Origin of the sequence: Klebsiella sp. BIGb0149, from assembly GCF_004362605.1 — a bacterium.
In the GTDB taxonomy this organism is placed as follows: domain Bacteria; phylum Pseudomonadota; class Gammaproteobacteria; order Enterobacterales; family Enterobacteriaceae; genus Klebsiella; species Klebsiella terrigena.
Genome location: NZ_SNYG01000002.1, coordinates 46,871 through 71,611, shown reverse-complemented (window position 1 = coordinate 71,611; position 24,741 = coordinate 46,871). Strand labels below are relative to the sequence as shown.

Here is a 24,741-nt window from a genome sequence, read left to right as displayed (position 1 = left end):
CGCCTCCCCTGACTCTTTTAGGCGTTAGCCGCGGCTTTAAGACGCGCTTTCATCTCGTTGTAGGCGCTGAGCGCAAACTGTTCCGCCCAGCGCTGATCGGCAATGGCCTCGACCTTCACCGCGCAGTACTTGGTTTCCGGCGTTTTCGAGATCGGGTCGAGGTTATCCTGGGTTAGCTCATTGCAGGCCCCGACCCACCACTGGTAGGTCATATAGACGGCGCCGCTGTTGATGCGATCGCTGATATCGGCGCGGGTGATAACCTTTCCGCGCCGCGAGCTGACCCACACCAGCTGCCGGTCGGCAATTCCCATCTGCTGCGCATCGGCGCGGCTAATTTGCACCCGGCCCGGCTCGTCGGCCAGCGACTGCAGCGCCGCGCAGTTGCCGGTCATCGAGCGGCACGAATAGTGGCCGACTTCGCGCACCGTGCACAGCACCAGCGGATAGTCGGCATCCGGCGTTTCGGCCGGGGCCCGCCACGGCGCGGCGAACAGCTGGCCCTTACCCGTTGGGGTATCAAACTGGTTATCCTTATAAAGCCACGGCGTGCCCGGATGATCCAGCGTCGGACAGGGCCACTGCACGTGGTTCATGTCGCCCATTTTTTCATAGGTTACGCCGTAGAACAGCGGGCACAGCTCGCGCATTTCGTCCCAGATTTGCTGGTTATCCGCGTAGCGCATCGGATAGCCCATTTCGCTGGCCAGCAGGCTGATAATCTCCCAGTCGCGCTTGACGTTTCCCGACGCCGGGATCGCCTTCTCAAAGCGCTGGAAGCCGCGATCGGCGCAGGTGAACACGCCGCCGTGTTCGCCCCAGGAGGTCGCCGGCAGCAGCACGTCGGCTATCTCGGCGGTTTTGGTCATAAAGATATCCTGCACCACCACGAAATCCAGCGCCTCGATCCCCTTGCGCACCAGCCCGAGGTCGGCCTCCGTCTGCAGCGGATCTTCCCCCATGATGTAGTAGGCCTTGATCTCCCCGGTCAGCGCCTTGTGGGGCACTTCGGTAATGCGGGTGCCGACCTTATCGTCCATCAGCGCCGGGTCGATGCCCCAGGCCTCGGCAAATTTAGCCCGCACCTGCGGGTCGGTGACCTCCTGATAGCCGGGGAAGAGGTTCGGCAGAACCCCCATATCGCAGGCGCCCTGGACGTTGTTTTGTCCGCGCACCGGGCCGACGCCGACGTGCTCGCGGCCGAGGTTGCCGGTGAGCAGCGCGAGGCTGGCCAGCCCTTTAACCACGTCCACCGCCTGGCCAAACTGGGTCACGCCCATTCCCCACATAATGGTGGCCGAAGGCGCGGCGGCAAACATTCGCATCGCCTGGCGTACCTCCTGCGCCGGCACCCCGGTCAGCGGTTCGACCGCCTCGGGTGAGTAGTCCCGCACCGCTTCCCGGTAGGCCTCAAGGCCTTCGGTAAAGCGATCGACGTAATCATGGTTGTAGAGGTCTTCCTCTAGCAGCACGTGCGCGAAGGCGTTGACCAGCGCCATATTGCTGCCGTTATTAAGCTGCAGGTGACGATCGGCAATGCGCGCGGTCTCAATGCGCCGCGGGTCGCAGACGATGATCTTCGCCCCGTTCTCGCGGGCTTTGATCACCCTGCGGGCCACGATCGGGTGGGAATCCGCGCAGTTGTAGCCAAAGACCAGCAGGCATTTCGAGTTTTCAATATCGCTTATCGAGTTGCTCATCGCGCCGTTGCCCAGCGCCTGCTGGAGACCGGCTACCGACGGCCCGTGACACACGCGGGCGCAGCAGTCGACGTTATTGGTGTTGAGCACCGCCCGGGCAAACTTCTGCATCACATAGTTGGTTTCATTCCCCGTGCCGCGCGATGAGCCGGTGGTCATAATGGCGCGCGGGCCGTGCTGCTGTTTGATGGTTTGCAGCTTCTTCGCGGTATAGCGGATCGCTTCATCCCAGGTCACCGGGGTGAGCTGTCCGCCTTTTTGGTAGCGAATCATCGGCTGCTTCAGGCGCGGGGTGAGCAGCTGGGTATCGTTGAGGAAATCCCATCCGTAGTAGCCTTTGAGGCACAGCTGGCTTTGGTTGGTCACCCCATCGGCGGCTTCGGCGCGGATAATTTTATCGTTTTCGACAACCAGCTTAAGTTTGCAACCCGCCCCACAGTAAGGGCAAACGCTCGTGATTTTTTTCATCAGTAACAGACCTGTTAACAGTGAATGAAGATCGTCGGTCAGGCCGGGCCCGGCCTGCCATCGTCATTGAGTCCTTGCGTCACGATGTTGACGTCAGGTATGGCTGTTAAGCAGGAAGCGTGCCAAAACAATAACACATTGATTTTTATTAGAAATTAAATTAGGGGATGCCGGCTCGTCGCGATGTCGTCACTAATGACGATGACGAGCGGCCGGTCCCGACGCCCCGGAGATGGCGGGCTCGCGCCGGCCGGCGGCGCGAAGGAAGGGATGCAGGGCGGGGGATCAGGCCATTTTTTGCCGGAAGTGGGCCAGGGTCTGCGGCGCTAAACCGGCTTCCTGCGCCGCGCTGCAGATGGCCTGCCAGCTGCCCTCGTCAAGCGGAATACCCCGCGCCAGGCGCTCCTCGCGGTTGGCCTGCTCCCATTCGCCGGGCACCAGAATCGGAGCGTCCGCCTCGTGCGGGGACTGCTTACACCAGTCGATAAAGGCTTCGGTCTGGTTCTGCATCTCCGGAGCATCGAAGGTTTCCGGGTCCAGAATGATGGTGGTCATGCAGTTGAAAATGGCGTCGACGCAGGTTTGCAGGCTCTCCTGGTGGGTTGTCTGGCCGCCGGATACCGCGCCGCCGAGGATTTCGCACAGCGTCGCCAGGGCGTAGCCTTTATGCTGGGCAAAGGTCAGCAGCGCGCCCAGCGGCGAGGTCTGCATCACCGCCGGGTCGTTGGTCGGCTCGCCGTGGGCATCGATTAACGAGCCGGCCGGCACCGCTTCCCCCTTGTGCCAGGCAACGCGGGTCTTGCCGAAAGCGATGGCGCTGGTGGCGTAGTCCAGCAGCAGCGGCGGCTGGCCCCTGCGCGGGAACACCACGCACAGCGGGTTGGTGCCGAAGCGGCTGTCCTTCCCGCGAAACGGCGCAACCATCGGGTCGCCGACGACGCTGACGAAGTGGATGGAGATCATGCCCGCCGCGGCGCACTGCTCGGCCCAGTAGCCGATGCGGCCAATATGGTGGGCGTTGCGCAGGGCAACGGCGGCCATGCCGTGCTGTTTTGCCTTTTCGATACCGATCTGCATCGCCTCGTGGGCGACCACCTGCCCGAACCCGGCGTTGCCGTCGAGGGTCACTACCGCCCCGGCGTCCTTCATAATGCTGGCATGCCGGTTAAGCTGTAGGTGCCCCGCGGCCTGGGAGCGCACGTAGCTCGGGATCATCCCGACGCCGTGGGAATCGTGGCCGGCGAGGTTGGCGGCAATCAGATGGTCGGCGACGAGGGTCGCTTCGCTGGCGGTGCTGCCGAGGTGGCTGAAAAGGGCGACGACAAACTGATGCAGATCCGTAGCCTGAAAGCGATGTCCGGTAGGCACTGAGTCTCTCCTGTGGTGGGCGGTTAGCGTAGTTATTTTGTGATGTTTGCCGATCCATGCTGCTCTCCATGCCGATGAAGATCAAGCGCTTGTGGAGAGTGCTGGCGTGAGTGGCAGAGAACAGAGTTGAGGCTGTCGGGACTGGTCGCCGGAGTGAGAATCATTATGATAAAAATCTTATTCTAAATGATATGGAGAAAACCATAATGAACATCAGCTCAATCATTTTAGCCCTCGTCGCCGTTGCCCTGCTGGGTATTTCCGTCTATAGCCTGCTTAGCTATATTAAAGAGCGCCGGGCAATGCGTTTTAAATCGTTTCGCCAGCGCTGAATCACAAAGCCCGCGTCTTATTAACCGGCTTTATGATAATTTTCGCGCCAGGCCTTCGGCGATGCGTGATATTTCTCGCGGAAGCTTTTGCTAAATAACGGATGGCTGATAAACCCGCAGAGCCACGAAATCTGCTCGACCCGCAGCTGAGGTGCGCTCTCCAGCAGCTCGCGCGCGGCCTCTAAACGCCGCTCTTTAAGCACCGTCATAACCGAGGTTCCCTGTTCGTTGAAGGCGCGATCGAGGCTGGATCGCGAGCAGTGGAGCGCTTTTGACAGCAGGTCAGGGGAGAGATCGTGCTGCTGATAGTGCAGGGCGATAAACGATTTCGCGCTATTCACCAGATGCCCCAGCTTGCCGGAAGAGATTAATCCCTGCTGTTTCGCGATATCGCTCAGGACCAGCAGCGCCATATTATGCAGACCGTCGACAACGGTTGCCGTTTCCTTTAGCGACAGGCTCGCCGAATGGCTATCGAGCAGCATCATGTGCGATTTCAGAAACATCGCCAGAGGATGATTCTCCAAAGACACTATCGGGCTATTGAGCCTGCCGTTAAAAACCTCTTTGATTTTCTCGCTGCGCGGAATGATATAGAGCTGCTTCACGTCGTCGCACTGATACTGATAATAGTCATTGCGCTGATGAACAATCAGCATTCCCGGATTGACCTGCGCGGAGACGGATTTCTTTCTGCCGTTAATAACCTGATGTCCCTGCACCAGCAGCGAAATATAGATCGACTGCTCCTCGACGCGATGCGGATCGAAGGTGGTCTGATTTTTCGAACCCATCGCACTACAATAGTCGCCGGAAATAGCGGATATAGTCTTATGCGTGGCAATAATCTCTGCCGGGCGGCGGTTGTTCGCCACTTCTATCCCATAGCAGCCGAGGTTTTGCGATATTTGCTGGTAACGCTCTTCCGGCGCGATATCCGCCGCGCTCAAAACGTGAGGAACGTACAGCGCAGTAGGTCTGGGCATGTTTTTCGCCTTTCTCAAGGTGCTGCTGGCAGGTGAATTTTTATCCTTCGATTATAAGATTAATCCTAAGAAAAACCAGCGCCAGGTGGTTTTTTTTACGCATGTTAACCGCCCGCGCGCACGGGCGTCCTGCCGGCCGAATGACGGACCTCCTTTTTTTATCAGAAAATAGTTTACCGGCGCGCTGAATATTATTTTGCTATTTATTAATGCATGCTTTTCGGTCGTATAAAATATATTTGTGCCGCCTGCCATAGATTAATTGCGCTGTGAATAAACGCCTTGTTTGACCCGAAATGGCCTGGCAACATCGGGCTGGACAGCGGGACGAAAATAATTGCAAGCTATATCGCAGGTAGTGGTCAATACACATCGGCTCACGGGGATAATAAGCTCATGGCGAAACGTAAAATTATTGTTTTATCTTTGATGTTTTTTTGTGTTTTATTTTTTGCCGCCGCCGGCGGTTATTTTTTACTGCAGAAAGACAACTTTGCCGAACCCGATGGCGATGAAACCGCCGCCGCCGTTCTCAAAGTGGCCGGGTTCGATGAGAGCGGCCAGCGCGATCCGCAGGCGCTAAGGGCGCAGTTTCAGCGCCGGGTTAGCGTCCGTCAGCTTAATCTCGATAGCGGCGAGCTGCTGGCGGCGAGCAAGGGCCGCGCGGCGCAAAAACGCTGCGCCAGCCTGCCGGCGGCCGGCGATCCGGCGCAAATCAGGCAGCGCTGCGCCCTGGCTGATATCTACCTCGTTCACGATAGCAGCGGAACCATTCAACAAATTATTCTGCCGGTTTCCGGCAAGGGCGCGAAATCGATGATGTATGCGCTGGTGGCCATCGACACCGACGGCCGCACGGTGAAAGATCTCCTGTACTACCGGCAGAACGAGACGCCGCTGCTCGGCGCGAGGGTGGAAGACCCGCAGTGGCTGAGGCAGTGGGCGGGCAAAAAAGTACGCGACGAGCGCGGCCAGCCGGCGCTGAAGGTGACGCAGAATAGCGGCGAGCGGCACGACGATTATACGGTCGACGGCATCAGCGGGGCGACCTTAACCTCCAACGGCGTTGAGAAGAGTATTAATTACTGGATGGGGCCGCAGGGCTACGGCAGATTTCTCCAGCGTATTCAGCAGGATCCGGCGCAACTATCCGCCGATGCCGCGCGCGATTAGCCCTGCACTCTTTGCAATATCTGACACAAATTTTCACGGTTTGACATTTTAATGATCTGCGTCATGTACATCGACGGTAAAAATGCCAATGATAATTATTATCATTAAATTTGATGGAAGGCGCAATGATTGCCCCTCGTTCTCTCCTGCTGGCTCTGCTTCTTAGCCTCCTGTTCAGCGCCTCGGCGCTGGCGGAGGCCCACTATGCTCCCTACATCGCGGATATTGAGCAGCGGCTGGATAAAACGTCGCAGCTCTACCAGCAGCAGAAAAACGACGAGGCGCGTCGGGAGGTGCAGAGCGCCTACTTTGAAGTGTTTGAAAACCTCGAAGGGCCGATTCGCATTAATATTTCGGCGCGTAAAAGCTACGAGATGGAGAGCACCTTCGGCGAGATTCGGCGGATGATTGCCGAGGGCAAGCCGCTGGACGCGGTGCAGGCGCGCATCGACGGCCTGAAGCGGGCGCTGCGCGAGGTCGAGCCGGTGCTCGACGGCGGGCATCGGCTGGTGGCGGAGGAGCAGCATACCGCCTTATCGCGGGACGATATCGCGGCGCAGTGGCAGGAGAGCTTTCGCACCATCGACGACCGGCTGGCGCAGGCGGTGAGCGAGTATCAGGCCGGCCGCTACTCCCTCGCCAGCCAGCAGATCCAGCAGGCGCACTATCAGGGTTTCAAAAACTCGGAAATGGAAATCGCGGTGCGGCAGAATCGTTCGGCGAAGGACGCCGCGGCGATTAACCAGCAGTTTACCGCCCTGATCGCGCTGACGGCGCAGCCCGGACGGCTGAACGACGTCTCGTATCAGGTCACCGCGCTGCTGCAGGATCTGGAAGACCTTCTACCCGGCCTGCCGGGCACCCGCGACGACGGGCCGCAGGCTAACCCTGCGGCGGCGGAGGCCTCCGCGCCGAACGCCGACTGGGCCAGCGTGGCGGCAGGAATCAACCAAAGTATGGATGCCACCCTGGCGCGCTATCAGCGCGGTGAAGCGGAGGGCGCCATTCAGGATATCCAGGATAGCTACTTCGACCGCTTCGAAGCCAGCGGCATGGAGAACAAAATCGGCTCCCGCGACGCGGCGTTCAAAACCACCCTTGAAGCCTATTTCACCCGCATGGTCAGCCTGATGAAGGCCGGCCAGCCGCAGGAGAAGCTGACGGAACAGGCCGCCGCCCTGGCGCAGGATCTGCAGAAAGCGGTCGCGTTGCTCGGGGAGGGGGAAGAGACCCGCTGGAGCCTGCTGCTCTACAGCCTGATGATCATCGTGCGCGAAGGGCTGGAGGCCCTGCTGATCGTGGCGGCTATCGTCGCCTATCTGATTAAAAACGACCAGCGCGACAAGCTGCCGCTGATTCGCCAGTCGGTGGTGGTGGCCCTCGTCGCCAGCGTGGCGACGGCGTTTATCTTCCAGCTGCTGTTCACCAACTCCGGTGCCAGCCGGGAGCTGCTGGAGGGGATTACCATGCTGATTGCGGTGGTGATGCTGTTCTTCATGAGCTACTGGCTGCTCTCCAAAGTTGAGGCCCGCCGCTGGCAAGCCTGGCTGGAGGGCAAACTCTCCCACTCGCTCTCGCGCGGCTCGCTGGTCGGGCTGTGGCTGACTAGCTTCCTCGCGGTCTATCGCGAAGGTGCGGAAACGGTGCTGTTTTACGCCGCGCTGCTCGGCGACGCCCAGGGCGTTAGCGGACACCTCGCCATCGGCGGCGGGTTTATCATCGGCTGCGCGGTGCTGCTGGTGGCCTGGCTGGTGATGCGCTACTCGGTGGTGCGGCTGCCGCTCAAACCCTTCTTCCTGTTCACCGGCGGCTTTATGTACCTGATGGCGTTCGTTTTTGCCGGCAAAGGGGTGCTGGAGCTGGTGGAGGGCAAGCTCTTCCAGCCGACGCTGGTTGGCGGCATGCCGGAAATCAGCTGGCTGGGGGTCTATCCCTACGTTGAAACCCTGATCCCGCAGGCGATATTGCTGATTGCGGCGCTGGCCGCGCTGTGGATCATGCGCCGCCGCGCTCCGGCGCCGGCGGAAGATATAAAAAATAACTTCTGACTTTTTTAATTTTAAGACGAGAGGATGTGCCAGATGAACTTTAAGCAGACCCTGATTATCAGCGCCACCGTTGCCAGCATCTTTGCCGCCCCGGCGGCGCTGGCCTTTAAGGAGTATCCGGCGGGCGAGCCGGTGACCATGAATGAGATGGAGATTGCGGCGGTTTATCTCCAGCCGATCGATATGGAGCCGCGCGGCATGGGGCTGCCGGCGGCGAAGTCGGATATTCATCTGGAAGCCGACATCCATGCGGTGGAAGGGGGCAAGAATGGCTTTGGCGCGGGCGAATGGATCCCCTATCTGACCATCGCCTATACCCTGGTCAACAGCGACACCGGCGAAAAGCAGGAGGGTACCTTTATGCCGATGGTGGCCAGCGACGGCCCGCACTACGGCGCCAATATCAAAATGATGGGCGTTGGCAACTATAAGGTGACCTACCACATCGACCCGCCGTCAAAAGCCGGGATGCACCGCCATACCGATAGCGAAACCGGCGTCGGCCGCTGGTGGAAGCCGTTTGACGTCAGCTACGAGTTTAAGTACGTCGGCCTGAACTAAGCCTGGCGTAGCCGATTTTTTGCGGCCACGGACGCCGCCGCTGTTACGCAGGACGACCCGCCGGCCATCCTGCGGTCTGTTATTTATCCGCCGTACCGAGTTGAAGTCATGAGCTATTTTTTTGTCTCGACGCTACAGGTCTTTTTCTGCATTGCGCTTCTGTCCGCCGTGCTCTGGGGACGCGGCGACGTTCCCGCGCTGCGCCCGCTCGCCTGGACGCTGCTTGCGGCGCTGGCCGTCGGCCTGCTGGCGGGATTCTACGTTCGCGGTAGCCAGTCGCTGCAGCTGATCCTCGTCGGCGCTGAAATTCTGCTTTCGCTGCTGTTTTTGCTCAGCTTCTGGTGGGCGTCGCCGCGGGTTCGCTACCTGTGGCAGGGGATCCTCGTTGCCGGCGCCGCCCGCCGCTGGGGGCTGGATCCGAACCTGAGCGGCCTGACCTCAACTCACGTCCTGAATACCGATCTGCTGCTGAACCTGACGGCGATCCTCCTCGCGCTGGCCACGCTCTGCCTCGCCGCCGCGCTCTGCGCGATGCTCCTGCGGCGGATGCGCTGGCTCTACTGGCCGCTGACCCTGCTGCTAATGGTGCTGCTGTGGCTGCCGCTGGGCGGAACCCTGCTGCTGCTGCTGATGAAGCTGCAGGTGGTACCGCTGCTGAAGCCGCTGCTGAGCTTTGTCGCCAAAGTAACCAACAATGCCGCGATCTACAGCTGGGCCGCCGGCGCCATACTGCTGCTGATGAGCCTGCTCTGGCTTCCGACGCTGCGCGGCTACGCCCGGGCGGTTAAGGCCGCCGAACGGCCGATTGACCGCCGCCTGGCGCTGGCCAAACGCCGGGGCGCCGGCCGCCTGTGGCTCACCACCGTTGGCTGCGCGCTGGTGATTATCGGCGGCCAGCTGTGGTGGGAGCAGGTGGCCTCCCAGCCGCCGCGCCTATCCGAAGCGCAGCCGGTGACCCTCGCCGCCGACGGTCAGGTGCATATTCCGCTGGCGCAGGTGCGCGACGGTAAGCTGCATCGCTTCGTGTGGATAGCGGACGACGGTAAAGCGGTGCGCTTTTTTGTGATCAACCGCTATCCCGACAAGCTGCGCCTCGGCGTGGTGTTTGACGCCTGCCTGCTGTGCGGCGATCAGGGGTACGTGATGGAAGGTAACCAGGTGATTTGCGTCGCCTGCGGGGTGCACATTTTTATTCCGTCGATTGGCAAACCCGGCGGCTGTAATCCGGTGCCGATCGACGGCTGGCGCAACGATGAAACCGAGCTGACGATCCCCGGCAGCGCGCTGGCGACGGGAGTGAACTACTTCTCGACGGTGCTAACCATCAAGGTTACCGACCCGGTGGACGGCTCAAGCCTGACCAATACCGCGGCCGACTTTAAATACAGCTATGGCGGTAAGACCTGGTTCTTCGCCTCCGAAGCCAACTATGACCGTTTTCGCCAGGCGCCGGAGCAGTTCGTTGCCGACGCGGTGAAGGAGGAGTAGCGATGCTGTGGCGAATGATCTACCGCTCATGGGGGCGGAACCTGCGGCGCAAGGCGCTGGCGGTGCTGACCGTTTTTCTCGCCGCCAGCCTGATTTCGGCCCTGCTGGCGGTCTCTATCGACATCGGCGACAAGATGTCGCGCGAGCTGAAGTCCTACGGCGCCAATATTCTGATTGAGCCGGCGGGGCAGGCCGCGCTGCCGGCGCTGTTCAGCGAGCAAAGCAACCCGCTGGCCAGCGATGACTTCCTCGATGAGTCCGAGCTGCCCAATATTAAAGATATCTTCTGGCGCAACAATATCGTCGGCTTCGCCCCGATGCTCGGCGGTGAGGCGCAGGTCAAGGGTCGGGATATCCGGATTCTGGGGACCTTCTTTAGCCAGCCGGTGGCGATCCCGGATGAAGAGGGCTACCAGACCGGGCAGCGTACGGTCAGCCCCTACTGGCAGGTCGCCGGCGAGTGGCCGCAGGAGCCGCCGGGCCCGCTGGCGCAGACCCTGGTCGGCCACGCGCTGGCGCGCAGCACCGGCTGGAAGCCGGGAGACCGCCTGACGCTGCGGACCGCGGAGCGTGCCCTGACCGTCGAGGTGAGCGGCATTTTATCCAGCGGCGGCGATGAAGATAATCAGCTGGTGATGCCGCTGGGCGTCGTTCAGCAGCTGCTGGGCCTGCCGGGGAAAGTGCAGGCGATCCGCGTCTCGGCGCTGACGGTGCCGGAGAACGAGCTCTCGCGCCGGGCGCGCGAGGATCTGGAGGCGCTAAACGCCGAAGAGTACGACCTGTGGTACTGCACGGCCTACGTCTCCTCCATTGCCCACCAGCTGGAGGAGGCGATCTCCGGCGCCCAGGTGCGGCCGGTGTGGCAGGTTGCCGCCTCGGAAGGGGTGGTTATCGATAAAATTCAGCTGCTGATGGCGGTGGTGACCCTGGCGGCGCTGGCCGCCGCCGCGATGGGGATCGCCTCGCTGATGACCAGCAGCATCATGGAGCGGGCGAAGGAGATCGGCCTGATGAAAGCGCTCGGCGCGCGGCAGTGGCAAATCCTGCTGCTGTTCTACCTCGAGGCGGCGCTCGGCGGCCTCGCGGGCGGGGCGCTTGGCTGTATGGCGGGATGGGGGCTGGCGAAGGTAATTGGCCTGATGCTGTTCGCCACGCCGCTTAATTTTGCCTGGGTGGTGGTTCCCTGCGTGCTGGTGATTGCGGTGCTGATTGCGTTAATCGGCACCTGGTTCCCGGCGCGGCGCATCGCCCGTCTTTATCCCGTGGAGGTGCTGTATGGCCGCTAAGCGCGACATGCTGTGGCTGCTGGTGCGGCGGGCGCTGCGCCTGCGCCTGCAGCGGGTGAGCGTGGTGTTTGCCGCGCTGGCGGTGGGGGCGACCATCGTCACGGCGCTCTCCGCCGTGTGGTTCGACATTAACAGCAAAATGAGCGAAGAGCTGCGCACCTTCGGCGCCAACTTCTATATTGGCCCCGGGCACGGCACCAGCATGCCGCAGCCCGAGCTGCAGGCGATCCTCGACGGCGCGCCGCCGGGGCTGATCCACGGCGCCAGCCCGTGGCTGTACGGCACCGCGCGCACCGAGCTGGAAAAGGTGGTGATGGTCGGCGTGTGGTTCGAGTCGCTGCAAAAGCTGGTGCCCTACTGGCAGGTGAGCGGCAGCTGGATCGGCGTCAGCTTTGACGATCGCAACGCGATGATCGGCGTCAAGCTGGCGCAGCGGCTGGATCTGCGCCTCGGCGATAGCCTGACGCTGGTGGCGGGGAGTCAGCGCAAAAAGCTGCTGGTTAAAGGCATCGTGGAGGCCGGAGACGCCACCGATAATATGCTGATCGTCAGCCTCGACGTCGCGCAGGGCTGGCTGCATAAGCCCGGCGTTATCAGCCACGGCCTGCTGAGCGTCAGCAACGACCTCGGCCAGGTGGATCGCTACGCCGGCCAGCTGCAGCAGCAGTATCCCGACCTCGAGATCCGCCCGGTGCGCAAGGTCTCGGCCTCCGAAGGCCAGGTGCTGGACAAAATCAAGGGGCTGATGGGGCTGGTCTCGCTGGTTATCCTCGCGCTGTCGTCGCTGTGCGTTAACACCACGCTGATGGCGATCGTGGGCGAACGCGCCCGCGAGTTTGCCCTGCAAAAGGCGCTGGGCGCCAGCAACGGCGATATCATCCGCCAGATGCTGCTGGAAACCAGCATTATCACCCTGGCAGCGGTGGTCTGCGGCTGGGTGCTCGGCTATCTGCTGGCGCATGACCGTATTTAATGCCAGCATCTCGCTGCGCCTGCCGGTGCTGCCGATTACCCTGGCGCTGTCTTTACTGGTCGCCCTGCTGGCGGCCATTGTTCCGGTACGACGCGCGGTAAGCGTCGAGCCGGCGAAAGTGCTGAAAGGAGAGTAACGCCATGACCGTCACGCCCCTGCGTCAGATGGCAATTGAGACCCGTCATTTATATAAGCGATTTGGCGAGGTCACCGCGCTGGAAGATATTAATCTGTGCATCGCCCGCGGTGAGTTCGTCGCCATTATGGGCGCTTCCGGTTCCGGGAAAACCACCCTGATGAACATTCTTACCTGTCTGGATACCGCCAGCGAAGGCCAGGTTATCCTCGACGGTACCGACGCGGCGGCGCTGGACGAAGAGGGGCGCCGCGCCTTTCGCGCGCAGAAAATTGGCCTCGTTTTCCAGCAGTTTCACCTGATCCCGTTTCTGACGGCGTTGGAAAATATCATGCTGGCGCAGCACTACCACAGCGTGGTGGACGAGGCCGCCGCCCGGGCGGTACTGGCCCAGGTCGGCCTTGAGCACCGCATGACCCACTTGCCGAGCCAGCTGTCGGGCGGCGAGCAGCAGCGCGTGTGCATTGCCCGGGCGCTGGTCAACGAGCCGCCGGTCATTTTTGCCGATGAGCCGACCGGCAACCTCGATGAGGAAAACGAGCAGCGGGTGCTGGATCTGCTGACCGATCTCCACCGCCAGGGGCGCACCGTGGTGATGGTGACCCATAACCCGGCGCTGGGGCAGTTTGCCGACCGCATCGTGCGGCTGCAGCACGGCAGGTATCTGGGCGAAGAGGTGAACCATCATGCGCATGCCTAAGGTGATTATCATGCTGCTGCTGACGCTGCTGGTCGGCTGCAAAGAGGAGAAGCTGGCGCGCGGCGAGCCGGCCCCCGCGCTGGCGGCCTTCGATCTCCAGGACAACGCGGCCAGCCTTGAGCGCTGGCGCGGCAAGGCCATCTATCTTAATTTCTGGTCCGCCGGCTGCGGCGGCTGCCTGGCGGAGATGGATACCCTGCAGGCGCTCAGCCAGCGCTGGCCGGATAAAGTGGTGGTGGTGGGGGTGAATACCGATCCCGACAGCGTAGAGATCGCGCCGCTGCTGGCAAAGCACGGGATCAGCTATCCGGTGCTGCGCGATCGGCTGAAAATAACCCAGGAGCGCTATCAGGTTATCGGCACCCCGACGTCGGTGCTGATTGATAGCCGCGGGCGGGTGGTGGATCTGCATCAGGGCTGGCGTAAACCGGAGGCGCTGCAGGCGGTATTCAGCCAGCTGGCGCAGCGCTAAGCGGCTTCCCCGGGACTTGCCCGGGGGAAGCCTTGTGCGCTTTAGTCAAGCAGGGAAGGATCGGCGTCGATCATCAGCTGTTTCATCTCCTCAAAATGCTGACGGGAAAAGTCGCTGATTTTTTCCCAGTCGGCGGCGGTTTTCTCCGCCACCTCGTCGGACAGAACCTTCAGCGGCCGGCCGGTTGACCAGGCGGTGACCAGAATCTGGCAGGCTCGCTCGAGGGTCCAGATATCGTCAAACGCCTCGCCGATGGAGCCGGCGGTCACCAGCACCCCGTGATTGCCCATCAGCAGGCGGCGTTTATCCGCCAGCAGCCCCGCCAGCCGCGCCCCCTCGGCGACGGTATCCGCCATCCCGCCGTACAGGGTATCGACCGCCACGCGCTGAAAGTAGCGCGCGGTGTTTTGATCGATCGGCAGGATCTGCGGCTGCTCGAGGCAGGCGACGCTGGTGGCGTAAACCGGATGCAGATGCAGCACCGCCCGGGCCTGCGGCAGCCGCTGGTGAATCTGCCCGTGGATAGCCCAAGCCGTGGCGTCAACGTCCGCGCGGTGGGCGTTATCTTCATCATCGGCGTTCAGCAGCAGCAGATCGCTGGCGCGAATGCGCGAGAAGTGGCGCCACTTCGGGTTAAGCAGGAACGTTTTGCCGTCCGGCGACAGGGCGGCGCTAAAGTGGTTGGCGACCGCCTCGTGCATGCCGAGGTGGGCAACAATGCGCAGCGTCGCCGCCAGATCGATGCGCGTTTGTTCTTCAAAAGAGTAGGCCACGGTGTTATTCCACTTTCGGCATCAGGTCGTTGAGGTCTGCCGCCGTCGGCGGCTGGAAGTTATACTTTTTCAGCAGGGCGGCATACTCCGGCGTGGCGCTGAACTTCTTCAGCCCCTCCTCAAGCGCGGTCTTCACTTCGCTGTTGCCTTTTTTCACCCCAAAGCCGTTGAGCACCGGGTAGATCAGCGTCGTGGAGGAGATGGCGATGCGGTCGCCCAGCTTGTCGACTACGCCGCGCGCCACCGCCGCATCGGTGATCTGCGCCTCCACCGCCCGCGACAGCAGCGCCTGGGTGGTTTGCGGGTCGGTGGCGTATTCGCTAAGCGCAATCGGCGGCAGCCCTTTTTTCACGCAGTAGTCGGCGGAGAGCTTTTGCAGCTGCGCCAGCCACGAGGTGGCGCCCATCGAGCCAATCTTATGGCCGCAAAACTCTTCCGGCGTCTTCGGCTGATAGCTGGCACCCTTGAGGGCGAGGATTGACTCGCCGCTTTTCAGGTACGGAACCATATCAATCACCTTCAGCCGTTCGGCGGTGATATACATCGACGAGTTGGTGATATCGAAGCGTCCGCCCTGCAGACCGGGGATCAGATTCGGGAAGCGGGTATCGAGGTTGACCGACTCGCGGCCCATGGTTTTGGCAATCCCGGCGAGAAACTCGATATCAAACCCGACGGGCTTGTTGTTCTCAATATACTCGTAGGGGAAAAAGGTCATATCCGAACCGGCAATGATTTTTCCCGGCTGCTGAAAGGCCGCCTGGGCGCTAGCCGCGCTCAGGGCGCCGACGGAGCAGAGGAGCAGGGTATTTAAACGTTTCATAGAGATCTCCAAAGTGGGGGCAATCACATGCTGGCAGGGTCGTTTCCGGCCTGCTGTACGAAAAACGAGGCGCCGCGCGGCTTCTGCGGCAGACGAACGTGGTTGGCGGCGCTGCGCACCAGCCCGCTCTCCGTGCCGGCGACCAGCTGTCCGGCATGGGCGCTGGGCAGCGGGTTGTCGCCGTACGGCAGGGCATCTTCGGCGGCGTAAACGCTGATAAACAGGGTCCGCGGCAGGTCGGTTTCATTGGGGCTGGAGGCGTGGAGCAGCCGGGTATGCATAAAGCACACCGAGCCGGACGGGCCAAAGCAGGCCTCGGGCTGCTGGCAGTGGGTCGCCACCACCTCGTCATCCACCGCGCCGGTGAAGCGCGACTCCTGCCAGTGCGACCACAGCGGCCCCTTATGGCTTCCCGGCACCACGTTCAGCGGGCCGTTCTCCGGCGTCACGTCGCTGACCATCAGCAGGGCGGTGATGATGTCGTCGTTGCTGTGCGGCGTGAAGAGAAAATCCTGGTGCCATTTCACCTGGGTGGCGGTGTGCGGCAGCTTGGAGTTAATTTTGCTGTGATGAAAGCGGGTGCCGCTGCCGCCGATAAGCTGCGCGGCGATCGCCGCCATCCGCGAATCCAGCGCCGCGCGCCGGTAGGCGGCGGAGATCTCCGTCGGCGAGCTGACGCGGCGCAGCGACGGGTGGTCGGGGCGATGGTCGCTTTCAAGGTCGAAGCGCGGGCGGCCGTCCTCGGTCTCTCCCCAGGCGTCGCCGTGGCGGCGGCTCTCCTCCACCCAGCCGTCGAAATCCTGCTGAAGCCCGGCGATCTCTGCGGGAGAAAGCACCGCCTCAACCACCAGAAAACCCTGCTGATGAAACTGTTCGATTTGCCACTGCGCGATCATATTTTTTCCTTTCACAAACGGAGCGGTTAAGCCAAAGAGACGTCTTTGAGGAAGGCGTCAACGCGCGGGTGATTGCCGTCGCGCATCGCCTGGGGCGTGTCGTCGCAAACCACACGCCCTTTTTCCATAAAGACAATTCGGTCAGAAACTTTGAAGGCGAAATTCATTTCGTGGGTCACGATAACCATGGTGATCCCCTCATCGGCCAGCGATTCAATAACCTGGAGTACTTCATTGACCTTTTCCGGGTCCAGCGCCGAGGTCGGCTCATCGAAGAGCATGATTTGCGGGCGCATCATCAGGGCGCGGGCGATAGCCACCCGCTGCTGCTGGCCGCCGGAAAGCTGGTGCGGGTACTTCCACGCATGGTCGAGCATCCCGACCTTATACAGCAGCTCGCAGGCGCGCTGCCTGAGCTCCGCCTCCGCCGCCAGCCGGTGATAGCGCGGGGCCAGCAGCAGGTTGCCGAGCACGGTCAGGTGCGGGAAGAGGTTGAAGCTCTGAAAGACCATGCCAATATTCAGCCGGTGCTCGGCGTTCTCCATAAAGCGCGGCTTCTGCACGCCCTGGCGGTCGAGGTGGATAAAGGGCTGGCCGTTGATGCGGATCTCGCCGTTATCGATCTGCTCCAGGCCGTTGAGCAGGCGAATCAGCGTGGTTTTGCCGGAGCCGGAAGGGCCGATGACCGACACCACTTCCCCGGGCTGGACCTGCAGGCTGACGGCGCCCAGCACCTCCACGTTGTTGTAGGCTTTATGCAGCTTCGAGGCCTGCAGCGCCGGCTGGTGGCTATCGACGGCGCTGCGGGCAACGGCCGGACGGGCGGCGGTGGCCAGCGCCAGCATGTCGGCGTCGACCGGGCGGTTGGTTTTACGCTGGGTGACGTCGAGCCAGGTCTCCAGCCGTTTCAGCAGGAAGTCGAACACGGTGACGATCAGCACGTAGTAGAACGCCACCGCCGCCATGGTCTCCATCACCAAAAAGTTTTGCGAATAGAGGCGCTGGCCGACCATCAAAATCTCGGTCAGGGAGATAACGGAAACCAGCGAGCTGAGCTTAACGATCGCAATATACTCATTGGCCAGCGCCGGCAGCGCCACCCGCAGCGCCTGGGGAATAATCACCCGCCACTGGGTGCCGCCATAGCGCAGCCCCAGGGCCCGCGCGGCCTCGCTCTGGCCTTTGGCGATGGAGAGCAGGCCGCCGCGATGGATCTCGGCGACGTAGGCCGCTTCGCTGAGCACCATCGCCAGCAGGCCGGCCCAGAAGGGATCGTTGAGCACCGCCGCGAAGGAGGGCACCGCCTGCGGCAGGTTATAGACGAAGATCAGCAGCACCAGCAGCGGCAGGCTGCGAAACAGCCAGATATAGAGCCGGGCGGGGACGTTAAAGAGCCTGCGCGGCGACTGCTTGGCGAGGGCGAGAATAAAGCCCAGCACAATACTGCAACCCCAGGTCAGCAGACTCAGTTTAATGACGGTCCAGGTGGCCTGCCAAAAATCTGCGTCGCTGAGCAGACTTAACATGTAGTTCCAGTTAAACATCATGGGCTATTTCACTCGCCATAATTAACGGACATGAAGACGATACCGATGTTCTAAAATGGGGCATCGTCACTATTTATCGGGCAATTACACTATGCTGGTACTCTTCGCCATCAGGCAATTAGTAAATTTTTGGTCTTTAAGTTTAAAAAAACTATATAGCCAGATTAATTTCAATAAATTTAAAGCAATGAGTGCGAAACAAGAACTAAACATTAAAAAAACAATTGCTGTTATTGGTCAACGGAATCGGTCGGCAAATTGGATGTTGTGCCACAATGGGGCACGCTGAGGATTTATTTGGTGCAGCCTGGTTCATCCTGGTGCAATTAATTCATCGGGGCTGGGGTTTTATTATTTCAGCGCATTTAGCGAGATAAATAATTCATTCGTCCCCGCGGCAATGCGTCTCTTCGCCGGGGAGTGGCACGATGCTTGCAATTGGCCTATCAGGAAACTATGCCGTTTCTGCGAATGACAATATTTCATAAAGGGTAAGGCTATGACGCGATTCACGCTCAAACAACTTAAATACTTCGTTACCGTTGTGGAGACCGAAAGCATCGCCGAAGCCTCCCGACAGCTGCATATTGCCCAGCCGTCGATCTCGATTGCGATAAAAAACCTTGAGGGCTCCTTCGAGCAGCAGCTGTTTATTCGCCACCACGCGCAGGGCGTTTCGCTTACCCCCTGCGGGCGCCGCTTCTACGAGAAAGCCAAGGAGCTGCTGCGCCTCTCCTGGGAGTTTGAGCAAAACGCCCGCGCCGATAAGGAGCTGGTTTCCGGCATCATTTCGGTGGGCTGCTTTGAATCCGTTGCGCCGCTGTATATGCCAAAGCTGGTGGCCGGATTTAAAAAGATGTATCCCGAAATAACCCTTCAGCTCTACGATGGCGAGCAGCACGAATTAATGCACGGCCTGCATCGCGGGCGGTTTGATTTAGCCCTGGTCTACGATCTGGAATTAGGCCACTCGATCAGCAAAGAGACACTTAATGCCCCGCATAAACCCTATGCGTTATTACCGGCCAGCCATCCGCTGGCGCAAAAAAAGAGCGTTACGCTGCAGGAGTTAAGCCAGGAGCCGATGATTTTGCTCGATGCGGTGCCGAGTAAAAACTACTTTATTACCATTTTTAAAGAGAAGGGCTACCACCCGCAGGTGGCCTACAGCTCGCCGTCAATTGAGATGGTGCGCTGTATGGTCGGGCAGGGGCTGGGCTTCTCGGTATTAGTGACCCGGCCGCTTTGCGATATGACCTACGACGGCGAGCGGCTGGTCCAGCTGGAGATTGAGGATCGCATGCCGGCCTCAACCTTAATTATGGCGCACCTCGCTAATAATGAACCGACCCGGCCAACGCAGCTGTTTATGGACTATTGTCGCAGCATTGAGCTAACCCCGGCGCTGGTTTAGCCGGCAACTTCGAACGCCGCAAGGATATATATTGTCACGAGCCTGAGCACCAGGCTCGAGGGCTATTTTATTTGTTATTTCGAACCCGGACGGTGCTCGACAGAATACTAACGTCCGGCGCGGCAGGCTCTGAGGCTCATAAATTTCTATTACGAGTATCGTTTTATAATAATTTACCATTCGACGCTGGCTAAATAACCTGAGACCGCTGACGCCCGGCGTCATCAACCCAATCATTTATCCAGCACAGGACGGTTAGCTATGCACAATCAGCGTTATCCGCAGATCGACCGGCAGACGATCGATACCTACCAGACGGATGGAGCGGTGTTACTGAAGGGCGCGTTCACTCCGTGGATCGACGGCCTGGCGAAGGGCGTGGCGGAACTGATGGCCAACCCCAGCGAGTACGGGCACGCCAGAACGGTGGTGCCGAAGGACGGCTCCGCGCCCTTTTTCCAGGACTACTGCAACTGGTCACGGATCGCCGACTTTGAGCAGTTTGTCAGGCAGTCGCCGGCGGCGGAAATTGCCGCCGCCCTGATGCAATCGACCACGGCGAAATTTTTCCACGAGCACACGCTGGTCAAGCCCGCCGGCGGCAGCACGGTCACCCCCTGGCATCACGATCAGCCCTACTACTGCGTTGAGGGGCGGCAGAACGTCAGCTTTTGGATCCCGCTGGACCCGGTTGCGCAGGAGATTTCTCTGCGCTGCATCCGCGGCTCCCACCTGTGGGGGGAGGAGTTCAGCCCGACCCGCTTCAACGGCTCGAAGCTCTACCAGCACGGTCGATTTAAGGAGCTGCCGGACATTGACGCCCATCAGGATGAGTACGATATCGTCAGCTGGGCGCTGGAGCCGGGCGATGCGGTCGCCTTTCACTACCGGACGGTGCACGGTGCCAGAGGTAACGCCACGGCGCGGGCGCGACGGGTCTTCTCCGCTCGCTGGGTGGGCGACGACGCCACCTTTGTTGACCGCGGGGGCGTGACCTCGCCGCCGTTCCCGGAGCTGACGCTAAACGATGGCGACGCCCTGGTTTCTCCGCTGTTCCCGCAGGTGTGGCCGCGCGAAGCGCGGGGCTAATATCGCAATAATTAACGGCGGAAAATTATATTGCCGCGGCCGGCCCTCCGGCGGGTTAATTATTTTCCGCCGCCTCGGCGCTAAATCGGCGCCATTTTGCCGGCCCGCCGAATATTCCCGGTGCCGGCATCCCGGTACGAAAATGCCTGCTTAATGTTTTCTTAATATTTCATCTTCAATGATGCTGACGGCTATTCCGTCGACACTCTTCTTATCCGTCTATATCGCGCTAAATAAGAGTTAAATTCCGTCAGCATCACAAAAGCCAGAAAAAAACCGCCCCCGGCGTTGCAAGCCGCGAACCCCTCGCTATATGTTAAATTTGTGTTTAATAAATGATACTTAAGGGTTGGGTTTATGTATAAGAAAATTGGTGGTTTAGTGGTTTCACTGACGGCAGTCTTCTCCGGCTCCGTTTTGGCGGCGCTCCCTCAGGGCTACCCGGCTGAATATCAAAAGGTGGTTGATGCCGGGAAGAAAGAGGGCAAGGTTGTCATCTATTCAACGACCGATACCAAAGCGGCGGGGCCGTTAATTAAAGGATTCGAGGCGCAGTACCCCGGAATTAACGTTGAATATAACGATATGAACAGCACCGAGCTGTACAACCGCTACATCAGCGAGCAGGCGGCGGGAGGCGGCAGCGGGGACGTGGTCTGGAGCTCATCGATGGATACGGCGCTGAAGCTCGCCACCGACTACGCCGAAGAGTACGCCTCGCCCGAGCTGGGCAAGCTGCCAAAATGGGCGGTCTGGCAGCAGAAGGCCTACGGCACCACCTATGAGCCGGTGGTCTTTATCTACAACAAGCGGCTGATCCCGCAGGGCGACGTGCCGGACTCTCATACCGCGCTGGCGAAGCTGATTGCCGGCCAGGCCGACAAATTTAAAGGAAAGGTCACCACCTACGATATCGAAAAATCGGGCCTCGGCTTTATGCTGGCGGTGCAGGACAGCAAGGCCGACGCCAGCTATTTCAGCAACCTGGCGGGAATGGCCAAAGGCGGTCTGACCGTGCAATCCTCTACCGGCACCATGATGGAGCGCGTCTCATCGGGTGAAAACCTGATTGGCTTTAACATTCTCGGCTCCTACGCCGAAGCGCGCGCCAAAACCGATCCCTCCCTCGGCATCGCCTATCCCAAAGACTACGTGCTGGTCCTTTCCCGCGTCTCGTTTATTACCGCCGACGCCGGGCATCCTAACGCCGCGAAGCTGTGGTTCGACTACGTGCTGTCAGAGAAAGGGCAGAGCATCCTCGCCGGTCAGGCCGATATTCCCTCTATTCGTAACGATATCGAAGGCAAAAATGATATCGACGGGATGACCAAAATGCTGGGTAACGCCCTGAAGCCGATTCCGGTGGACGAAACCCTGCTGGAATATCTGGAACCGAAAAAGCGTCTGGAATTTATCAAACAGTGGCGTAGCGCGGCGGCTAAATAATCCTCCTGAGGCGCGACATCTTCCGCTGTCGCGCCCGTTAATACCCGGCAGGCTGTTGTGTTAACGCCTGAGCAAAGGGATCGCATATGAACGTATTACGCCGAAAATGGCAGGGGCTGCCGCGCGGTATTGTGGTGCTGATCGCGGCGCTGGCTATCTACGTCCCGCTGTTATTTATTGTGGTGCAGAGCTTTCTCTCGGCGCCTTTTTTTGCGCGCTCGAAAGCGTTCAGCTTCGAAGCCTTCGAATTTATCTTTACCGACCCTGATTTTTATCTGGCGCTGAGGTCCGGCTTTATTCTGGCGTTCGGCCTGGTGGCGATCGCCATTCCGCTCGGGGGGATCCTCGCCTTTTTAATGGTCCGTACAGATTTGCCCGGCCGGCGCTTTATTGAACCCCTGATTCTGGTGCCTATTTTCGTCTCGCCGATGGTGCTGGCCTTTGGCTACGTGGTGGCAGCGGGGCCGGTTGGCTTCTTCTCGCAGTGGGCCGAGCGGCTGCTGGGCTTTGTGCCGTGGAACATCTACTCGATGTTCAGCATCGTGGCGATCGCCGGATTAACCCACGTCCCGCACGCCTATCTCTATATCTCCTCCGCCCTGCGCAGCGTCGGCTCCGACGTCGAGGAGGCGGCAAGGACGGTAGGCGCTTCGCCGCTGCAGGTCATGACCTCCGTCAGCCTGCCGATGGTACGGCCCTCGATCCTCTACGCCTGCGTGCTGCTGTTTTTCCTCGGCCTGGAGGTATTTGGCCTGATGCTGGTACTCGGCGACCCCGAGGGCAACATGGTGCTGGCGACCTATCTCTATAAGCTGACCAATAAGCTTGGCACCCCCTCTTACCACCTGATGGCTGCGGTGGCGGTGGTGCTCATTTGCATCACCATTCCGCTGGTGATGCTGCAGCGCCGGCTGATGCGCACCGCCAACCGCTTTGTCACCATGAAGGGCAAGGCCTCCCAGGCGCGCGCGCTGCCGCTGGGCAAGTGGCGCTGGGTTGCCGGCGTGGTGGTGGTGCTGTGGCTGACGGTGACCATCGGCGTCCCGCTGCTTGGCGTGGCGATGCGGGCGTTTATTTCCAACTGGGGCGTCGGCGTGTCGCTGTGGGACGAGCTCTCGCTGGCGACCTTCCGCAATATCTGGCAGCAGCCGAACCTGCTGCGGGCCATCGTTAACTCGATGGCGATCGGCATTTTTGGCGGTGCGCTGGCGGTCGTGTGCTATCTGTTTGTCGGGATCGCCATGCACCGCAAGCCGGACAACGTGACGCGCTTCCTTGACTACAGCGTGCTGGTGCCGCGCGCGGTGCCGGGTCTGCTGGCGGGGCTGGCGTTTCTGTGGGTGTTTTTATTCCTGCCGATGTGGCTCGATCAGTCGCTAAAAAACGGCTGGCTCTCGGCGCTGCCGATGGCCGACTGGCTGCGCGAGCATCTTATCGTGCAGCTGCGGGCGCTGCGCAACACCATTTTCAGCGTCTGGCTGGCCTATACCGTGGTGTGGATGGCCTACGGGCTGCGCCTGATCTCCTCGACGCTGCTGCAGGTGGCGCCGGAGCTTGAGGAGGCGGCCCGCAGCACCGGCGCCTCTCGCGGCCAGGTGACCCGCCACGTCACGGTTCCGCTGTCGCGCTACGGCCTGATCGGCTCGTGGCTGCTGATGTTCCTGATCTTCGAGCGCGAATACTCCACCGGGGTGTACCTGCTTTCGCCGGGGACGGAAACGATCGGCTCCATGCTGGTCTCGCTGTGGGCGGCGGGGGCTATCGATATCGTCGCCGCGCTCTCGTTTATCAATATCCTGCTGGTGGTCGTCGGGCTGGGTATCGCCCTGCGCTTTGGAGTGAAATTACATGATTGAGCTATCCGTAGAAAACCTGCACCTCACCTATGGCGACAACCCGGTTCTGAAAGGGGTGTCGATGACGCTGCGGCGGGGGGAAGTGGTGTCGCTGCTCGGGCCGTCCGGCAGCGGGAAAACGACCCTGCTGCGCGCCGTCGCCGGGCTGGAGAAGCCCACCGCCGGGCGGATTACCATTGGCAAAACCGCGGTCTACGACGGCAATCCGCGCAGCGAAATCCCCGCCGAGGAGCGCAATCTGGGGCTGGTGTTCCAGTCCTATGCCCTGTGGCCGCATAAGACCGTATTTGAAAACGTCGCCTATCCGCTCAGGCTGCGCAAGGTCGCCAGCGGCGAAATCGCCCAGCGGGTGCAGGCGGTACTCGACCAGCTCGGCCTGGGGCATCTTGGCAGCCGCCATCCCCATCAGCTCTCCGGCGGCCAGCAGCAGCGCGTGGCGATTGGCCGGGCGCTGGTCTACAACCCGCCGGTTATCCTGCTCGACGAACCGCTGTCGAACCTCGACGCCAAGCTGCGCGAAGAGGCGAGGGTCTTTCTGCGCGAGCTGATTATCAAGCTCGGACTCTCGGCGCTGATGGTGACTCACGACCAGAATGAGGCGATGGCGATATCCGACCGTATCCTGCTGCTGAACAACGGGGTGATCGAGCAGCAGGGCACGCCCCAGGAGATGTACGGCAATCCGACGACGCTGTTTGCCGCCGAGTTTATGGGCAGCAACAACCGCCTGCGCGGTAAGATAACGGCTCTTGAAAACGGCCGGGCGCGCATCGAGGGCGCCAGCTGGGCGCTGTGGGGCATGGCGGGAGAGGGGCTTAGCGTCGGCCAGCAGGCGACGGCGGTGATCCGCGTTGAGCGCCTGCGCCTCGGCTCCTCGCCGGAAGACAACATGCTTGAGCTGCCGCTGCTGACCAGCATGTATCTTGGCGACCGCTGGGAATATCTGTTCCGCACCCGCGGGGATGACTTTGCCATTCGCGTTTACGGCTCGGCGCTGCGCGACGCGGAGCATTGCCATATTACGCTTCCCGCCGACGACCTGTGGATATTCCCGACGCCTTAGGTGACGGCATAAAATCGGTCGCGGCGAGAAGGGCCGATGGTCGAAATAAATAGGGCCGGGTGGCGCGGTTAATGGCTGATAACGATCGCCCGGCACGGCGCAAATAACCGCCAGACGCCGGGCGAGAGTAAAGTAATTAATAT

The 24,741-nt window shown here is 60.6% G+C and carries 20 protein-coding genes and 1 pseudogene; 14 read left to right on the top strand and 7 right to left on the bottom strand.

Going from position 1 to position 24,741, the window contains the following annotated elements:
- Positions 1-17 precede the first annotated feature (17 nt).
- Entirely contained in the window at positions 18-2,168 is a 2,151-nt protein-coding gene (gene fdhF, locus EDF75_RS07045) for a formate dehydrogenase subunit alpha (RefSeq protein WP_133598140.1), read from the bottom strand.
- A gap of 285 nt (positions 2,169-2,453) precedes the next feature.
- Positions 2,454-3,536 carry a malate/lactate/ureidoglycolate dehydrogenase gene (locus EDF75_RS07040; RefSeq protein ID WP_133598138.1) on the bottom strand — a complete coding sequence of 361 codons (1,083 nt, stop codon included), beginning with the start codon at positions 3,534-3,536 and terminating at the stop codon, positions 2,454-2,456.
- 212 nt (positions 3,537-3,748) lie between these two features.
- On the opposite strand from EDF75_RS07040, the gene EDF75_RS27050 reads away from it, so the two are divergent.
- A complete protein-coding gene (locus EDF75_RS27050) occupies positions 3,749-3,868 on the top strand; it encodes a small membrane protein (RefSeq protein ID WP_139339464.1) in 120 nt (39 codons plus the stop codon).
- A 20-nt stretch (positions 3,869-3,888) separates the two neighbouring features.
- Here the strand turns inward: EDF75_RS27050 and EDF75_RS07035 are convergent, their stop codons facing one another.
- Entirely contained in the window at positions 3,889-4,854 is a 966-nt protein-coding gene (locus tag EDF75_RS07035; protein ID WP_133598136.1) for a helix-turn-helix domain-containing protein, read from the bottom strand.
- Between the two features lie 396 nt (positions 4,855-5,250).
- On the opposite strand from EDF75_RS07035, the gene nqrC reads away from it, so the two are divergent.
- From nqrC to EDF75_RS06995, 8 genes and pseudogenes are all read left to right on the top strand, one after another.
- Positions 5,251-6,027: an NADH:ubiquinone reductase (Na(+)-transporting) subunit C gene (gene nqrC, locus EDF75_RS07030; protein ID WP_133598134.1), complete on the top strand. Its 777-nt coding sequence runs from the start codon at positions 5,251-5,253 to the stop codon at positions 6,025-6,027.
- Positions 6,028-6,152: 125 nt separating this feature from the next.
- Positions 6,153-8,075, top strand: a complete 1,923-nt coding sequence (locus tag EDF75_RS07025) for an FTR1 family iron permease (RefSeq protein ID WP_133598132.1) — start codon at positions 6,153-6,155, stop codon at positions 8,073-8,075.
- Between the two features lie 33 nt (positions 8,076-8,108).
- Positions 8,109-8,636 (top strand): iron transporter, encoded by a 528-nt coding sequence (locus EDF75_RS07020; RefSeq protein ID WP_123708245.1) that lies wholly within the window; start codon positions 8,109-8,111, stop codon positions 8,634-8,636.
- A gap of 108 nt (positions 8,637-8,744) precedes the next feature.
- Positions 8,745-10,124 carry a Fe-S-containing protein gene (locus EDF75_RS07015; protein WP_133598131.1) on the top strand — a complete coding sequence of 460 codons (1,380 nt, stop codon included), beginning with the start codon at positions 8,745-8,747 and terminating at the stop codon, positions 10,122-10,124.
- Between the two features lie 2 nt (positions 10,125-10,126).
- Positions 10,127-11,410, top strand: coding sequence for an ABC transporter permease (locus tag EDF75_RS07010; protein WP_133598129.1), 1,284 nt, complete (start codon positions 10,127-10,129; stop codon positions 11,408-11,410).
- Positions 11,400-12,519: pseudogene (locus tag EDF75_RS07005) on the top strand (ABC transporter permease). Before EDF75_RS07010 ends, EDF75_RS07005 begins: the two are co-directional and overlap by 11 nt.
- Before the next feature lie 4 nt (positions 12,520-12,523).
- Positions 12,524-13,219 (top strand): ABC transporter ATP-binding protein, encoded by a 696-nt coding sequence (locus EDF75_RS07000; protein WP_076947590.1) that lies wholly within the window; start codon positions 12,524-12,526, stop codon positions 13,217-13,219.
- Positions 13,206-13,691: a TlpA family protein disulfide reductase gene (locus tag EDF75_RS06995; RefSeq protein WP_133598127.1), complete on the top strand. Its 486-nt coding sequence runs from the start codon at positions 13,206-13,208 to the stop codon at positions 13,689-13,691. The genes EDF75_RS07000 and EDF75_RS06995 overlap by 14 nt, the downstream gene beginning before the upstream one ends.
- Positions 13,692-13,732: 41 nt before the next feature.
- Here the strand turns inward: EDF75_RS06995 and EDF75_RS06990 are convergent, their stop codons facing one another.
- From EDF75_RS06990 to EDF75_RS06975, 4 genes are read right to left on the bottom strand one after another with little or no spacing between them, the layout of a single operon-like run.
- Positions 13,733-14,464 (bottom strand): class II aldolase and adducin N-terminal domain-containing protein, encoded by a 732-nt coding sequence (locus EDF75_RS06990; RefSeq protein WP_133598125.1) that lies wholly within the window; start codon positions 14,462-14,464, stop codon positions 13,733-13,735.
- A 4-nt stretch (positions 14,465-14,468) separates the two neighbouring features.
- Positions 14,469-15,287 (bottom strand): ABC transporter substrate-binding protein, encoded by an 819-nt coding sequence (locus EDF75_RS06985; RefSeq protein ID WP_133598123.1) that lies wholly within the window; start codon positions 15,285-15,287, stop codon positions 14,469-14,471.
- Positions 15,288-15,310: 23 nt separating this feature from the next.
- Positions 15,311-16,183, bottom strand: a complete 873-nt coding sequence (locus EDF75_RS06980; RefSeq protein WP_045858756.1) for a phytanoyl-CoA dioxygenase family protein — start codon at positions 16,181-16,183, stop codon at positions 15,311-15,313.
- A 26-nt stretch (positions 16,184-16,209) separates the two neighbouring features.
- On the bottom strand, positions 16,210-17,730 hold the full coding sequence (locus EDF75_RS06975; RefSeq protein WP_133598121.1) for an amino acid ABC transporter permease/ATP-binding protein: 1,521 nt from the start codon (positions 17,728-17,730) through the stop codon (positions 16,210-16,212).
- A 499-nt stretch (positions 17,731-18,229) separates the two neighbouring features.
- On the opposite strand from EDF75_RS06975, the gene EDF75_RS06965 reads away from it, so the two are divergent.
- From EDF75_RS06965 to EDF75_RS06945, 5 genes are all read left to right on the top strand, one after another.
- Entirely contained in the window at positions 18,230-19,144 is a 915-nt protein-coding gene (locus EDF75_RS06965) for a LysR family transcriptional regulator (protein ID WP_133598115.1), read from the top strand.
- A gap of 261 nt (positions 19,145-19,405) precedes the next feature.
- Entirely contained in the window at positions 19,406-20,233 is an 828-nt protein-coding gene (locus tag EDF75_RS06960) for a phytanoyl-CoA dioxygenase family protein (protein ID WP_133598113.1), read from the top strand.
- Positions 20,234-20,590: 357 nt separating this feature from the next.
- Positions 20,591-21,679: an ABC transporter substrate-binding protein gene (locus EDF75_RS06955; protein WP_041145988.1), complete on the top strand. Its 1,089-nt coding sequence runs from the start codon at positions 20,591-20,593 to the stop codon at positions 21,677-21,679.
- An 86-nt stretch (positions 21,680-21,765) separates the two neighbouring features.
- Positions 21,766-23,535: an ABC transporter permease gene (locus EDF75_RS06950; RefSeq protein ID WP_133598111.1), complete on the top strand. Its 1,770-nt coding sequence runs from the start codon at positions 21,766-21,768 to the stop codon at positions 23,533-23,535.
- A complete protein-coding gene (locus EDF75_RS06945; protein WP_133598109.1) occupies positions 23,528-24,598 on the top strand; it encodes an ABC transporter ATP-binding protein in 1,071 nt (356 codons plus the stop codon). The genes EDF75_RS06950 and EDF75_RS06945 overlap by 8 nt, the downstream gene beginning before the upstream one ends.
- Positions 24,599-24,741: the final 143 nt, after the last annotated feature.

What these genes read in the sequence shown, in the direction of transcription:
- fdhF (WP_133598140.1), bottom strand. Translation starts at nt 2,168, where the DNA reads ATGAAAAAAATCACGAGCGTTTGCCCTTACTGTGGGGCGGGTTGCAAA.
- EDF75_RS07035 (WP_133598136.1), bottom strand. Translation starts at nt 4,854, where the DNA reads ATGCCCAGACCTACTGCGCTGTACGTTCCTCACGTTTTGAGCGCGGCG.
- nqrC (WP_133598134.1), top strand. Translation starts at nt 5,251, where the DNA reads ATGGCGAAACGTAAAATTATTGTTTTATCTTTGATGTTTTTTTGTGTT.
- EDF75_RS07025 (WP_133598132.1), top strand. Translation starts at nt 6,153, where the DNA reads ATGATTGCCCCTCGTTCTCTCCTGCTGGCTCTGCTTCTTAGCCTCCTG.
- EDF75_RS07020 (WP_123708245.1), top strand. Translation starts at nt 8,109, where the DNA reads ATGAACTTTAAGCAGACCCTGATTATCAGCGCCACCGTTGCCAGCATC.
- EDF75_RS07015 (WP_133598131.1), top strand. Translation starts at nt 8,745, where the DNA reads ATGAGCTATTTTTTTGTCTCGACGCTACAGGTCTTTTTCTGCATTGCG.
- EDF75_RS07010 (WP_133598129.1), top strand. Translation starts at nt 10,127, where the DNA reads ATGCTGTGGCGAATGATCTACCGCTCATGGGGGCGGAACCTGCGGCGC.
- EDF75_RS07000 (WP_076947590.1), top strand. Translation starts at nt 12,524, where the DNA reads ATGACCGTCACGCCCCTGCGTCAGATGGCAATTGAGACCCGTCATTTA.
- EDF75_RS06995 (WP_133598127.1), top strand. Translation starts at nt 13,206, where the DNA reads ATGCGCATGCCTAAGGTGATTATCATGCTGCTGCTGACGCTGCTGGTC.
- EDF75_RS06985 (WP_133598123.1), bottom strand. Translation starts at nt 15,287, where the DNA reads ATGAAACGTTTAAATACCCTGCTCCTCTGCTCCGTCGGCGCCCTGAGC.
- EDF75_RS06980 (WP_045858756.1), bottom strand. Translation starts at nt 16,183, where the DNA reads ATGATCGCGCAGTGGCAAATCGAACAGTTTCATCAGCAGGGTTTTCTG.
- EDF75_RS06975 (WP_133598121.1), bottom strand. Translation starts at nt 17,730, where the DNA reads ATGATGTTTAACTGGAACTACATGTTAAGTCTGCTCAGCGACGCAGAT.
- EDF75_RS06965 (WP_133598115.1), top strand. Translation starts at nt 18,230, where the DNA reads ATGACGCGATTCACGCTCAAACAACTTAAATACTTCGTTACCGTTGTG.
- EDF75_RS06960 (WP_133598113.1), top strand. Translation starts at nt 19,406, where the DNA reads ATGCACAATCAGCGTTATCCGCAGATCGACCGGCAGACGATCGATACC.
- EDF75_RS06955 (WP_041145988.1), top strand. Translation starts at nt 20,591, where the DNA reads ATGTATAAGAAAATTGGTGGTTTAGTGGTTTCACTGACGGCAGTCTTC.
- EDF75_RS06950 (WP_133598111.1), top strand. Translation starts at nt 21,766, where the DNA reads ATGAACGTATTACGCCGAAAATGGCAGGGGCTGCCGCGCGGTATTGTG.
- EDF75_RS06945 (WP_133598109.1), top strand. Translation starts at nt 23,528, where the DNA reads ATGATTGAGCTATCCGTAGAAAACCTGCACCTCACCTATGGCGACAAC.